Origin of the sequence: Epibacterium ulvae, assembly GCF_900102795.1 — a bacterium.
GTDB lineage: Bacteria > Pseudomonadota > Alphaproteobacteria > Rhodobacterales > Rhodobacteraceae > Epibacterium > Epibacterium ulvae.
Map to the genome: position 1 here is coordinate 1 of NZ_FMWG01000023.1, position 12,865 is coordinate 12,865.

The 12,865-nt window shown below is 52.3% G+C and carries 13 protein-coding genes; 4 read left to right on the top strand and 9 right to left on the bottom strand.

Annotation, left to right across the window (positions count from 1 at the left end; genetic code table 11):
* The coding region (locus BLP79_RS19170) for a hypothetical protein (protein WP_211477641.1) at positions 1-438 on the top strand (438 nt) is incomplete at its 5' end.
* A gap of 539 nt (positions 439-977) precedes the next feature.
* Here the strand turns inward: BLP79_RS19170 and BLP79_RS19175 are convergent.
* Both BLP79_RS19175 and BLP79_RS19180 read right to left on the bottom strand, forming a co-directional pair.
* Positions 978-1,346: a RidA family protein gene (locus BLP79_RS19175; RefSeq protein ID WP_090221301.1), complete on the bottom strand. Its 369-nt coding sequence runs from the start codon at positions 1,344-1,346 to the stop codon at positions 978-980.
* Positions 1,347-1,379: 33 nt separating this feature from the next.
* On the bottom strand, positions 1,380-2,492 hold the full coding sequence (locus BLP79_RS19180) for an NAD(P)/FAD-dependent oxidoreductase (RefSeq protein ID WP_157844025.1): 1,113 nt from the start codon (positions 2,490-2,492) through the stop codon (positions 1,380-1,382).
* A 92-nt stretch (positions 2,493-2,584) separates the two neighbouring features.
* On the opposite strand from BLP79_RS19180, the gene BLP79_RS19190 reads away from it, so the two are divergent.
* A complete protein-coding gene (locus BLP79_RS19190; protein WP_157844024.1) occupies positions 2,585-3,496 on the top strand; it encodes a LysR substrate-binding domain-containing protein in 912 nt (303 codons plus the stop codon).
* On the opposite strand, the gene BLP79_RS19195 is transcribed toward BLP79_RS19190, so the two are convergent.
* Genes BLP79_RS19195 through BLP79_RS19220 form a run of 6 tightly spaced genes read right to left on the bottom strand, consistent with a single transcriptional unit; the run spans position 3,441 to position 10,120 of the window.
* A complete protein-coding gene (locus tag BLP79_RS19195; protein ID WP_090221304.1) occupies positions 3,441-4,802 on the bottom strand; it encodes an MmgE/PrpD family protein in 1,362 nt (453 codons plus the stop codon). The two genes, BLP79_RS19190 and BLP79_RS19195, sit on opposite strands and share 56 nt — an antisense overlap.
* Positions 4,781-5,743 carry an ABC transporter ATP-binding protein gene (locus BLP79_RS19200; protein WP_090221305.1) on the bottom strand — a complete coding sequence of 321 codons (963 nt, stop codon included), beginning with the start codon at positions 5,741-5,743 and terminating at the stop codon, positions 4,781-4,783. Before BLP79_RS19200 ends, BLP79_RS19195 begins: the two co-directional genes overlap by 22 nt.
* Positions 5,740-6,699, bottom strand: coding sequence for an ABC transporter ATP-binding protein (locus tag BLP79_RS19205; protein ID WP_090221306.1), 960 nt, complete (start codon positions 6,697-6,699; stop codon positions 5,740-5,742). The genes BLP79_RS19200 and BLP79_RS19205 overlap by 4 nt, the downstream gene beginning before the upstream one ends.
* A 3-nt stretch (positions 6,700-6,702) precedes the next feature.
* Positions 6,703-7,575, bottom strand: coding sequence for an ABC transporter permease (locus BLP79_RS19210; protein WP_090221307.1), 873 nt, complete (start codon positions 7,573-7,575; stop codon positions 6,703-6,705).
* Positions 7,572-8,513, bottom strand: a complete 942-nt coding sequence (locus BLP79_RS19215; protein WP_090221308.1) for an ABC transporter permease — start codon at positions 8,511-8,513, stop codon at positions 7,572-7,574. The genes BLP79_RS19210 and BLP79_RS19215 overlap by 4 nt, the downstream gene beginning before the upstream one ends.
* Before the next feature lie 56 nt (positions 8,514-8,569).
* Positions 8,570-10,120 (bottom strand): ABC transporter substrate-binding protein, encoded by a 1,551-nt coding sequence (locus tag BLP79_RS19220; protein WP_090221309.1) that lies wholly within the window; start codon positions 10,118-10,120, stop codon positions 8,570-8,572.
* A gap of 208 nt (positions 10,121-10,328) precedes the next feature.
* On the opposite strand from BLP79_RS19220, the gene BLP79_RS19225 reads away from it, so the two are divergent.
* Entirely contained in the window at positions 10,329-10,577 is a 249-nt protein-coding gene (locus BLP79_RS19225; protein ID WP_090221310.1) for a (2Fe-2S)-binding protein, read from the top strand.
* Positions 10,574-11,911, top strand: coding sequence for an NAD(P)/FAD-dependent oxidoreductase (locus BLP79_RS19230; RefSeq protein ID WP_090221311.1), 1,338 nt, complete (start codon positions 10,574-10,576; stop codon positions 11,909-11,911). The genes BLP79_RS19225 and BLP79_RS19230 overlap by 4 nt, the downstream gene beginning before the upstream one ends.
* A gap of 516 nt (positions 11,912-12,427) precedes the next feature.
* Here the strand turns inward: BLP79_RS19230 and BLP79_RS19240 are convergent.
* The coding region (locus tag BLP79_RS19240) for a hypothetical protein (RefSeq protein WP_211477641.1) at positions 12,428-12,865 on the bottom strand (438 nt) is incomplete at its 5' end.

A 12,865-nucleotide genomic window follows, 5' to 3' on the forward strand; every position in this document is an offset into this window, starting at 1 on the left:
ATAGAGAAACTAGACGCAAGGGCGAACACACAGTCAGCAATGGATATACGTAAAATTCTTCACGTATTGCACTTTTCTGATGAGACGATACTCGATCTTAAAACATTGGTTCAACCAAATATAGAACAGGATGAGCGAGAACATATAGCTGGTAAATTAAGTGTATCGCTTCGGGATTCCCGTTCCAAAGTCGAAAACGGCCTAGAAATACTCCAAGAAATCGGTGACCAAACTAATCTCAGTGTCGAAGGCAAACGCCTTGTCAGAATTATATTGATTGGGAAATACGACATACGATCCGCCGTCGCATCTCAATTGATGCGGTGCGTAACGAACAAAGAAATAGAGGCCGGATCTGATTTGATCGTGAAAATAGAAGACTTCAATGCAAAAGTTGTAGCATTGGACAACAAGCTTGGTGGCTTCATACTTCACTAACAAATGATGCGCATAGAAACTTCCAAGAAGGGTGCGGATGATCGCTAAGTGGTTAAGAGTCGCTGCGCAGGTGTAAGGGATCAAGGACCGCATTCAACTCGAAGAGGACCTAACGCCCTTGGCACGCATTTACGAGAGCTGACCTTCGCTATGCGGGTTGCGAAGGAGGCGGATGCGGACATAGCCGACATTCGATTTCGTCACTTCACTGGCGCAGCATTCTTTAGCGGTCGCAGCACGTTTTTCGCTGCATTGCAACCGCTGTCGCCAAACCGGCCATTGAAAGCCAATCTGAGGTGCGAAATTCAATCCACCCTTTCGCCGCGCGCTGCATCGAGCATCGAGGAGCGGATAAACTGGACTTATGCACATGCGGCTATTGCTGAAACAGCATGCTGTCGCTGGGACAGCCTGTGCCAAATACCCGGCATATTACAAATGGGTGGACGACCTGAGATGCAGATCGCCCACCGCCAGTTATCGCGATCTAGGAAGAGATTGATCGCGACGGGGAGTCCTATATTGTTCTGCGCTGGAATTCATTTGTGCGCTTCAGGAAGATCAGATTGATTGACCGCCGCCGTGACGATGATTTCGACCTTAAGAACATCACGCGCGAGTTTGGCCTCGCCGCAAGCTCGGGCAGGTGCAAAGCCGTCCGGAACCCAAGCGTCCCATACCTCGTTCATTTCTGCAAAGTCGGACATGTCTGCCAACCAAACGATGGCTTGCAGGATGTGTTTGCGATCCGATCCCGCTTTCTCAAGCAAACTGTCGACGCGTGACAGACAATCTCGAGTTTGCTCAGCAACAGTCGCACCTTCGCCAACCTGCCCACACAGATATGCTACACCGTTGTGCTTCAGGATGCGGCTCATTCTCTTTTTGGTGTCGATCCTCTCGATCATCTTTGCACTTTCTCAAATTTAAACGATTTCAGATTATTTGAACCTGCTTGGGTCAAATGCATGTAGTGGGCTCGTGTCAGATGGGTCCAATACACGATCAACAAACATCTCCGCGTGGGCAGGGGCGAGCGTTATGCCCGAGTGGCAAGCCGCAGCGCTGGACGTTGGTCCGAAGTCGTAAATCGGAGCACCGTCTGGCGTCATCACCCTTAGTCCGGCCCAATGGCGCACGACATTCATATGCTTGAGCATAGGGGTGATACGTAGAGCGTTTTTTGACAGTTGTTTCGCGCCAGCAAGCGAAGTTCCTTCGTCAAATTCGACTTCTTCTTTTGTGGCTCCAACCAAAAATGTGCCGTCTGCGGTCTGTCTTAGTGTGCTTGCAGGAAGGCCCATAACTTTAGGCATACGTTGACTCACCAGCACCTGCCCACGCTGTGGGCGCACCGGAACCTCAAGTCCGACTTGTGATGCGAGTTCTTTGGCTCCGAGACCGCAGGCCACAACGATATGTCCTGAGGACACATCGCCAGCATCTGTCGTCAGCATCCATCCTGTGCTTTTATCTTTGCGGGCAGATTGAACGGTCGCATTCCATACGATCTGCCCACCAAGCCGCTCTATGGCTTGCAGAAGAAGCGCGTGCAGGCGCAGAGGATTGACGCAACCATCGCGCCAGCAGAAACTTGCACCCGAGACCTCATCACCAAGCTCGAATTCCGGCATGAGTTTGCGTATTTCTTCACGATCAATCATCTCGATGTCATCGCCGTCACGGCCGCGCTCATTGTGAAGGCGTGCAAGGAGGTTCCTTCGTTCCTGAAAACCGTCCTCGCCAAATGTGAAGGTCAAGCCACCATTGCGTTCATATGCAAGAGATCCACTCTTATCATCGGAGAATTCGGAGAGTTCTCTGGCGAACTCAGGCCAGGCATCGGAAGCGGTTCGCGTTAGAATCTGGTAGTCAGGCACCCCAGGTCCTTTGCCTTGGACCCAGACAATCCCAAAGTTTGCACCCGAGGCCCGCGGATCTGTTTGTGCACCGTCCAAAACGACGACTGAATGACCACGCTTGAGCAGGCCAAACGCAATGGTCGCTCCAACCACACCTGCTCCAACAACTGCAAAATCTGCCTTAAGTGCCATCGTGTTCCTTCCATCATTGACTTGACAGTAGAAGTGGGACAGCAGAATGTAAAAGTACAAAACAAGCGGCTTGTATTCCACGAGGTTATGCAGTGCGAAAGCCATCTTTAAGGCAGCTAGAGGCATTCAAAGCCTTTGTAGAGAACGGAAGTGTTTCGAAAGCTGCCGATGCGCTTTACGTTTCGCAACCTGCTGTGAGTAAACTTCTCAACAATTTTGAGGAAGATATCGGAATGGAACTGCTTGATCGCAGTTCGAACCGCCCGGTCGTCACCGAAATGGGGATGCGTGTCTATGAAGAAATCGACCGTATCTTGTCGGGTGTTGATCAGATTGGTCAAGCAATCGCGTCGATCCGCGCAAAAGAACGAAGCTTGATAACGGTTGGGGTGATGCCCGGTTTTCCACCGAGTATCTTGTCTCGTGCCTCACAAATTGCGCGTGAACAGCGTCCGGACATTAGCATCTCCTATGTCGTTCGAAGCTCTGAGTTCATCTCGCACGGGATTTTGTCTCGCAAAATGGATCTGGGCATTATCGCGAGGGATCTGGACCATCCTCAAGTTGATACAAATCTATTCATAAACGAAGAGATGGTCGCAATTTTGTCGGAAGAGCATCCGCTGGTTGAGCGGGACATCGTCGATATCGCCGATCTGCAAGGTCAGCATTTCATATCATTCACACAAGGAAGCGTCTCGCGGCAATTGATAGATAAAGCACTTGCCCAAGCTGGCGTAGAACCGGACGTCGTCTTACAAGCAACGACGGCACCAAATTGCTGCGCATTCGTCGCCGACGGTATGGGCCTATGCGTCGTGCCCCCATTCTTTGCAGAGGACTACCTGGACCAGGTCGTACATAGACCATTTAATCCCTCACTATCTGTACGCATTCAGTCTGTAAGGCCTGTAGATGGTCGCGAGCGGAAGGGTGCCAACCTTGTCCTTAGCGCGCTCGAGGCGGCTCGTGATGAGCGAAAATTTGAGCCCTTAGCGGATTAATCTTACCGGAGCTTAATTCCTGTATTGCTTCGAGCAATCCTTCTATCGCCGATGATGAAAGGGTTGCCGACGCAGCGTACCTGAGTTTTTCCTGCCGTCTCGACCAATCGGGTCTCGCATCTGCTTCACCGCTCGGCTCGGTTGCGGGACTGTCAAATGTGGCATCCTTGGTTTCAACACTCACTTTGCAAAGAGTGCGCGTTGGAAACTCCTGCTCAAAACTCTCGCAAACCTCTATCGATACGCGTTTAGCAAGTTCTTCAGCGCTGACCCGCCCAATGTCTTCTAAAGTCATGGGCAACAAACCGCATGGACCTTTCTCCGCAACAAGGCCGATGCAATATGGAATGGAGTATTGCGCATCGGTGAGTGTCGCTGGCTTTGGGGAGTTGGGAATGCGCAACGCACCGCTATAGGCCTCCACTCGTATTCTTAAGATGTCTTGCAGCGCTATCTTGTGCGTTTGCATTAATTCTAAGAATGCCTCCACTGGTCCATGAACATGTCGACAGGCAGCATGAAACTTCGTGTAAGTATCGCAGATCATCGGCAGCTTGCGATCTGCCAGGATTTCGTCAGCATCAAAGAATGGCGCGTGGTCGACCAAATCCAACGGGCCCTTCATTCCGGCTTTTGCCATTGGCACCGCGGCCATGCCCGTAACCACCCCCCATGGGATACCTTCTTTGACATCGGTACCGTTGGGCTGAGGCCAGGCGGGTGGAGTGGTCGTTTTGGCCATGTGGGGCCCAGTTTCCGCCGCGATCGCGATCGCATGTGCAAACTTTTCTGCGGGAAGCTTCCTCAGACTTGCAACGGCCGCTGCCGCGGCAATCCCTGCCCAAAATCCGGTGCGTGCGTAGAAACTCTTTGCGCTCGCGATACGCAGGCTCACCTCATAGCCTACGGCTATTGCCAGCAAGACTGCTTCGTCGCTGACTTGTCTCCGCTCCGATGTTAATAAATCAAGCTCTGCAAGCACGGCTGGAACAACTGCGGCACCAGGATGCCCCCTGGAGCCACGATGTCCATCATCCAAATCCATTGCTGCCGATGTCAGCGCGTTGGCAAAGCCCGCCCCCATCGCAGAGGCGGTTTGGCCGGTAAACCAGATAGACGACAAACCGACGCCATAGGCCTGTTGGATTGGCTTAACAAAGGGAAACCTGGGGGCTGCCGCAGCAGCGGTCACCGTATCGGCGATCGCCTCAATTGCTGCGGTTCTTGTTTCTTTTGTCAGCCTGAAGCTGGTCGCGAACTGCGCCAGTTCAGGAATGACAGTTCCTAAGGTTCGGGGTTGTGGCATGCAAACATCCGTTGATCGTCAGAGCTTTGAAGTGTGGGCGCTTCGCTGCGACAGATGTCGGTGGCACGCGGACAACGTGGGTGGAAAGCACAGCCTGAAGGCGGATTGGCCGGAGAGGGGATTTCCCCCTCAAGGAGTGCAAGTGACTGCCGCCTGGAAATGTCCGGGATTGGGGCAGCGTCGCGAAGCGACTTGGTATAGGGATGTTTCGGGTTGGTCAGAAGCTCGGCGACTGGTCCGCTTTCAACGACGCTGCCCAAATACATCACAAGCACACGATCGCAGAAATTCCGCACGACCCCGAGATCATGTGTGATGAACAGGTAGCTGAGACCGTGTTCTTTCTGGATGGAGTTCATGAGCAAAAGGACCTGCGCTTGAACTGAAACATCCAGTGCCGAAACTGCCTCATCGGCTATGATTAATTCAGGTTCCAAAATCAGAGCACGTGCAATGGCGATCCGCTGACGTTGCCCCCCGGAAAACTCATGCGGGTATTTATCCGCAGCGCTCACGGGCAAGCCAACTTCTTTCAGAACCGCGTGGATACGCGGGAGAGCCTCTTTGTATTTCACTCCCTCATGCACCCAAAGCGGTTCGGCCAGCGTTTTACCGATGGTCCGCTTACCGTTCAGAGAGGAGTAGGGATCTTGGAAAATCATCTGAATGCGGCTTCGAATGTCACGTTTCGCCTTGGCGTCGAGTTTCGTCAGATCTGTGTCATCAAACAAGACAGACCCCGTCGTTGGTTCGATCAAGTCAAGGACGCAACGGGCCAAAGTCGACTTACCGCAACCAGATTCCCCAACAACACCAACTGTTTCCCCTTTGCCTAATGTAAAAGAGACATTCCGCAGCGCCGTGACGGCATATTCAGCCTGCAAAAATTTCTTTGATCCGAAGGTTTTCCCGAGACCTTCTACGACTAGTAAATCTTTCATTGGATATCCCCCCGCGCCCAACACGCCACGGAATGAGCACCAGGGCTAAGTTTTGGTGTGACGTTACATTTTGACGTTTCTTCTTTGCACCTTGGTGCGAACCGGCATCCCTCTGGCATCTTTTGGATGGAGGGGACCTGACCCTCAATCGGGGACAACTCAAAGGCAGCGTCAGCACGAGGAACCGTGCGCAGAAGCGCTTGCGTGTATGGATGCGATGGAGAGTCAAAAATGGACGCCACCGGCCCTGTTTCGACCACATCACCAGCGTACATAACAGCGACCCGATCAGCGACATTGGCAACCACACCCAGATCGTGCGTGATCATGACGATAGATAATTCCTGTTCCTTTCGGATGTCTTCAAGGAGCGCCAGAACCTGAGCCTGAATAGTCACATCAAGAGCTGTGGTTGGTTCGTCGGCAATGAGGATTTGTGGGCGACAGGCCAGACCGATGGCGATCATGACCCGTTGCCGCATTCCACCCGAAAGTTCGTGCGGATACTGGCCCAGTCTTTTTTGAGCATCGGGAATGCGTACCAAATCGAGCAGATTGCGCGCTTCCTTCTTTGCTTCTGACCAGCCCATGCCCTTGTGCAGGACAAGTGGCTCCGCGATCTGCTCCCCAACCGTCAGCACTGGATTGAGCGAGGTCATCGGCTCCTGGAAGATCATCGCGATGCGACTACCTCGGATCTCTTCCAATTCTCGCTCCTTCAGCGAAAGGATATCCTGCCCTCCGAAACGGACATGACCACCTAGTCTGGCCGTGTCAGGCAGAAGTTTCATCAGCGACATCGCGGTAATGCTTTTGCCGCAGCCAGATTCACCCACGATGCAGAGCGTTTCATTTGGCATGATGTCGAAAGTGACACCGTTTACGGCACGACACCATTTGTCGTTAATCTTGAAGGAAATAGACAGGTCCTCGACCTGCATAAGTGGAGAGGTCATGGCTTAGTCCCTCAGCTTTGGATCGATTGCATCGCGCAGACCATCACCAACGAGGTTCAGAGACAGGACGACAAGGAGGACGGCGAAGCCTGGATAGATCGAGACGAACGGTGCATCGAGGATGTGCTCAAAACCGTCACGGATCATTGTACCAAGCGTTGGTGTCGGCGGGGCAACACCAAGGCCGATAAAGGAAAGATAGGCTTCGATGCGGATGGCATAAGCGGCCCAGAGGGACGCGAGAACTACCACCTCCCCAACGATATTAGGCGCGATATGGAGTGCCATGATGCGTAGGTCGGAAAACCCAAGAGCACGTGCGGCTTCCACAAACTCGCGCTCTTTTAGCGCAATTGTTGGCGCACGCGCGACACGAGCAAACTTGGGCAGGATGGTCACCGTAATGGCCAGAACAATGTTCACAAAGTTTGCACCAAGAACCGCAACGATGAAGAGGCCGGTGATGAGCGTTGGGAAAGCAAGGAGCATATCCATGCAACGCATGATGACGCTGTCAATCCAGCCACCGCGATAACCAGCAATGATGCCAAGCGCGCAGCCTAAGATCATGGCGAGGACGGTCGAGGTCAAGCCAATCAGGAGCGAGATGCGCAGGCCATAAAGAATGCGGCTGAATGTATCTCGTCCAAATGTATCTGTCCCAAGGATATACTCAGGGGAACGATCCTGAAGTCGCGCCAGAATATTCTGTTCGAGCGGATCATGTGGGGCAATCAGCGGCGCAAAAATAGCAGCCAGTACGATCACCAGGAACATGATCAAGCCGAAAGTGGAGAGTTTGTTCTTGCGCGCAAGTCGCAAGAGTTGCTCTCCCGTCGAACGCTTTTCGGGGTTTATTGTATCTACAGTTGTCATTTCAGTTTCACTCTCGGATCGACCAGCGCGTAGCAAAGGTCCGTCAACAGGTTCACAATCACGATCATTAACGCCGAAACGATCATCAAACCCTGCAAGGTTGTATAGTCACGTTGGTTTAGCGACAGCACAATCAGTTTGCCCAAACCGGGACGGTTAAAGATGATCTCAGTTAGGACTGCATTGCCGATCAACAGGCCAAAGTAGAGGCCCACAACGGTTACGATCGGGATCAGCGCATTACGAAGCGCGTGGTGCCAGATCAAGCGACGACCAGGAGCACCTTTAGCGCGTGCGGTGCGGATATAATCTTCTCCCATCACGTCGAGCATTGCTGAGCGCGCACTGCGCATGATGTAGGCAACCATGATAATGCCGAGGCTCAATGCTGGCAGTATAAGATTGTAGATGCGATCCCAGAGACCACCGCCCGTTGGCGTGGAAATCACCGGGAAAATACGCCATTCAATAGAGAGCCATAGAATTAGAAGAATTGCGGTCAGAAAGGCTGGAAAACTGAGACCTAAGAGCGAGACCACTCGGAAGAAATAATCCAGCCAGCCATTTCGCCAAATCGCGGAGATAATGCCAATTGGAACACCTATGATGATTCCGAAAAAAATCGCACCGAATGCAAGCTCAAGCGTAAACGGCAGAACGCTTGCGACAGAGTCCGCAACGGGCTTGCCTGTCACCATCGAGACGCCAAGGCTGCCTGAGGCCAGATCTTTCAGAAAATCCCAGTATTGAACGATCATGGGATCGTTCAGACCCATACGCTCTCGGAACGCATCAAGCGCTTCTTGAGATGCGTTGTCTCCAAGGATTGCGAGCGCTGGATCGCCCGGGGCAATCCGGATCATAACGAACACAATGGTCAAAATCCCGAATAGCGTCGGGATTGTGCTCATGAGTCGCTTAAGAATATAGCTGGCCATTTGAGCCCCCTTAGTCTTGGTGGAGGCATCTCAAACGCCTCCACCGATTTTGCGATTTACTCAGACAGAGTTGTCTTCTCGGTGATCACTGGGCCAAGGGACAAGGAACCACCCAGCTCGTAGCCGAGGTCAATTTCCGGTGCCAAAGCCCAAACCTGTAGCAGTTCAAACAGAGGAACCGAGCAAACGTTGTCCACAAGGATCTGCTGAGCCTCACTCCAATATTGTTGCTGCATCTCTTTGTTTGGCTCAGAGCGTGCGGCTACAATTTGATCGTCTGCCATGTCGCAATGCGAGAAGTTCGTCACGGCGGTGGGAGTCTTCACGATGCTGTCGGAGTGATAGAACTGTGTCAGATAGGTATCTGCGACAGGGAAGCGCGCTGCACCATAAAGAACCAGTGGGCTCACATCATCGCGAATGGCCTTGTGCCAAGCAGAGTGCTCCATCACATCAAATTTGATATTCATGCCAACTTTGGAAAGTTGCGCTTGAATAACCTGCATTGGACCAAACAAAGATGCGAGTTCAGTGATGGCAATTGGAATTTCCACACCATCCGGATAGCCAGCTTCTGCGAGCAGTGCTTTTGCCTTTTCAGGATCATACGGCAGAAACGTGATGTCGGACTCGTGACCGATGTACCCGTCTGGAACAGGAGCTTCGTTGCCACGGGCAACCTTTGAGCCTGCAAATGCAATAAGCTCTTCCCGGTTGATCGCGTGCGCGAGTGCCTGACGAACACGGATGTCGTCAAAGGGCGGCTTGGAGGTGTTGACGTGCAGTGTGCGCAATTCGCCTGGCTCGAAAACCGCAACGGTTGCGTCGCCGCCCGATGTTTTATCGACCCAACGGTCTTCCCGCGAGCCGGCAATCATGTGCAGTTCACCAGTCTGAAATGCGAGATCTCGCGCGCTCGCCGCTGACATGTAGCGTGCAGTAATCTTGTCGATTTCCGGGGCACCGCGGAAGTAGTCTTCGTGTGCGACCAATTCAACAAACTGGCCTTCGGCAAGTTGACTAAAGGCAAACGGACCGGTTCCAACTGGGTTTGTCTGGAAGCTTTCTCCCAGTTCTTCACCGGCCTTCTTGGAGACCATGTTGCCGCCGTGATAGTTGGCCACAACGCCCAACACGCTTGGGATCACCTCCGAGAGAGTGATGCGCACCGTGTAGTCGTCGATCGCTTCAACGCTTTTGAAGGCTTTGTAATCCGAGGAAACGCTTGAGAGGTCCGGGTTGCCTGCGCGCGTCAAGGAATAGACCACGTCTTCGGCGGTCAATTCGCCGTAACCACCGTGGAATTGTACGCCTTCACGCAGCTTGAATTCCCAAACCAGGCCATCCTCGCTGGAAGTCCAGCTTTCGGCCAAGTCTGGTTCGATTGCATCGGAAGACATCGAACCTGGTGCGAACCGCACAAGGCCGTTGAATATCATTGCAAATACGATTTTGTCTTGGGTCTTTGTAGAAACATGCGGGTCGAGTTGACCTGCGCTCTTAGCCGCAATGGCCATCGTAAGGTCTTGAGCTTGTGCGATCGTCGGCAAGCTCAAGGCGCTTGTGGCCATTAGTGCAGCGGCCATGGTTGTTTTGATTACGTTCATCTGGATATATCCTCCACTCTGTTGGTGACACCTTTTCGTGCGCCACTAGGAGAGCCAACGAGAAGCTTAACGTCAAATACCGATTTACCCTGCTGGATTTCCCAAAGGTTATACAAATTCAGTATAACTTGAAGGAATACAAATAGGCAAAATCGCAATTTCTATTCATTGTTCGAGTTTGGCACCATTGGTCCAAAGGACGAACAATATGCCAATTGAACTAAATATAGATGGCACGCTTTGTCGTGCAGAAGAGGACGAGCTGCTTGCAACGGTATTGCTTCGTCAGCCTGTCCCCTTGTTCCGCAATCACCCTGTGGATGACTCACCTCGTGCCGCATTCTGCATGATGGGTGTGTGTTTTGAATGCCTTGTCGAAGTTGATGGTGTCAAAAACCAACAGGCCTGCCTGATCCGAGTCAAAGACGGTATGCGCGTAAATAGGGGGCTGAAATGACAGACCTTTTGATTGTAGGAGCCGGGCCTGCGGGCATGTCGGCAGCCATCGAAGCGGTCAAATACGGCATTCACCCAATCGTAGTGGATAACCGACCCGAACCTGGTGGCAATATTTACGCTTTTCTTGGAAGCAACAAACGCAAGCATCCGGAAAGAATAAAAATATTTGGCCCAGATTATGCCAAAGGAGGCGCTTTGATCGACGCGTTTTTGACGTCCGTTGAGGAAGGTCGTATCACCTACCATTCCTCCGCTCGCCTTTGGCGTATCGACCCGGACGGAGGCTATGCCTTTGACGGCCCGGATGGCTCCAGAGCAGGTAAGGCCGAACAGATCATTCTCGCAACCGGAGCGCAGGAACGACCGATGCCTCTGCCAGGTTGGACCCTGCCGGGTGTTATGGGCGTCGGGGCTGCACAGATCCTCATGAAATCCGGCGGTGAGCTTCCCGCGGGTGACATTGTGATCGTCGGAGCCGGGCCCTTGCCGCTATTGCTGGCCGATCAACTTGCAAAAGCCGGTCGACCGGTTAAAGCCATGATTGAACCTGCGGGCGCTTCACGCCTGCTGAATGCAGCACCTCATATCTTGCAAGCAGCGGCTGCGCCCAAGACAGCATTAAAGGGCACGCTCCTATTGGCCAAGCGCATTTTGCGGCGTACCTCCGTTTGGCGGAATGCCAAAAACATCGAGATTGTTGGCGCTGATACGGCGGCTGGGGTTCGCTTTATGCGTGGCAAAACAGCCGAACTCGACGCGGCATGCGTCTTGATACACGATGGTATTATCCCGAATCTCAACCCACTTCGCGCAGCCGGGCTTGAACTTGAGTATTCAGAGCAACAAAAAACCTGGCACGTCCAGTCCAGCGATGTGATCCATGTGGCGGGAGACGGTGCGGGTATTCTTGGGGTCGATGCGGCAATTATTTCCGGGAGGACCGCCGCGAAAAGGGTTTGTCGCGCAGATCCAGTTAACAGTGATGAAAAAGCTTACAAAAAACAGAGGTCATTCCGTCAGTTTATTGATGCAACATACCCGCCGGTTCAGACAGCCGGCAAGGCAAAGTCAGACACAGTGCTTTGCCGGTGTGAAATGATTAGGGCGGGGGCCGTTGAAGCGGCAATCGATACACTCGGTGCAGACCCAAATGCGATTAAACGTGCCTTGCGCATCGGGATGGGGCCGTGCCAGGGGAGGCTGTGTAATCATTCCTTAGCCGACTATTCTGGTACGAAACTCAACTGCTCGGCTAAAGAAGTTGGGCTGCCTCGTGCCCGAAATCCGGTGTTGCCCGTGAGTTTTGAGACATTGGCGGAATTAGAAGAATAGTTCAATAAACCTGAAGATTAATACGGCCACATATTTCTCTTGATTTAGCGGTCTTGGCGCGGCAAACACTGACGGCGCGCTTGTCACGTGACTTGGTCCTTGCTCGCGTTATTTATGCTGCCGCAGGAATCAATGGCCGGTTTCGCCGCCGCACAGCAGCGTACGTGACCGAGCATTTGCTGCGGTTTTCGTGCCGCGTGCGCGCGCAGCGAGAATAACAGATTCACAGTTTGGGCTCACAGCCGCCATTTTCCACACCGCAGAATTTCCAAGGCTTATGTTACGATCCTGCCCCCTACCGGAATCGACCCCTGTTAGCCTTCGCACAGCTCTTTGCAATGATGCCAAGAGCGCATGGAAGCTGGGTGTCGCCACCAACAATCTCGATAAATCGTGCCTTTGGATAGCGCCCTTCACGCTCGCAGGAATCACATCTAACAACAACCACATCATGCGGGTAATCCCATGCGCGCATCATTCAGCACCCTTCTTGGAAGTTTCTATGCGCATCATTTGTTAGTGAAGTATGAAGCCACCAAGCTTGTTGTCCAATGCTACAACTTTTGCATTGAAGTCTTCTATTTTCACGATCAAATCAGATCCGGCCTCTATTTCTTTGTTCGTTACGCACCGCATCAATTGAGATGCGACGGCGGATCGTATGTCGTATTTCCCAATCAATATAATTCTGACAAGGCGTTTGCCTTCGACACTGAGATTAGTTTGGTCACCGATTTCTTGGAGTATTTCTAGGCCGTTTTCGACTTTGGAACGGGAATCCCGAAGCGATACACTTAATTTACCAGCTATATGTTCTCGCTCATCCTGTTCTATATTTGGTTGAACCAATGTTTTAAGATCGAGTATCGTCTCATCAGAAAAGTGCAATACGTGAAGAATTTTACGTATATCCATTGCTGACTGTGTGTTCGCCCTTGCGTCTAGTTTCTCTAT

Coding starts and splice junctions, on each gene's coding strand:
- BLP79_RS19180 (WP_157844025.1), bottom strand. CDS start 2,492: ATGGCACTTAAGGCAGATTTTGCAGTTGTTGGAGCAGGTGTGGTTGGA.
- BLP79_RS19230 (WP_090221311.1), top strand. CDS start 10,574: ATGACAGACCTTTTGATTGTAGGAGCCGGGCCTGCGGGCATGTCGGCA.
- BLP79_RS19225 (WP_090221310.1), top strand. CDS start 10,329: ATGCCAATTGAACTAAATATAGATGGCACGCTTTGTCGTGCAGAAGAG.
- BLP79_RS19210 (WP_090221307.1), bottom strand. CDS start 7,575: ATGACAACTGTAGATACAATAAACCCCGAAAAGCGTTCGACGGGAGAG.
- BLP79_RS19175 (WP_090221301.1), bottom strand. CDS start 1,346: ATGATCGAGAGGATCGACACCAAAAAGAGAATGAGCCGCATCCTGAAG.
- BLP79_RS19215 (WP_090221308.1), bottom strand. CDS start 8,513: ATGGCCAGCTATATTCTTAAGCGACTCATGAGCACAATCCCGACGCTA.
- BLP79_RS19200 (WP_090221305.1), bottom strand. CDS start 5,743: ATGAAAGATTTACTAGTCGTAGAAGGTCTCGGGAAAACCTTCGGATCA.
- BLP79_RS19205 (WP_090221306.1), bottom strand. CDS start 6,699: ATGACCTCTCCACTTATGCAGGTCGAGGACCTGTCTATTTCCTTCAAG.
- BLP79_RS19195 (WP_090221304.1), bottom strand. CDS start 4,802: ATGCCACAACCCCGAACCTTAGGAACTGTCATTCCTGAACTGGCGCAG.
- BLP79_RS19220 (WP_090221309.1), bottom strand. CDS start 10,120: ATGAACGTAATCAAAACAACCATGGCCGCTGCACTAATGGCCACAAGC.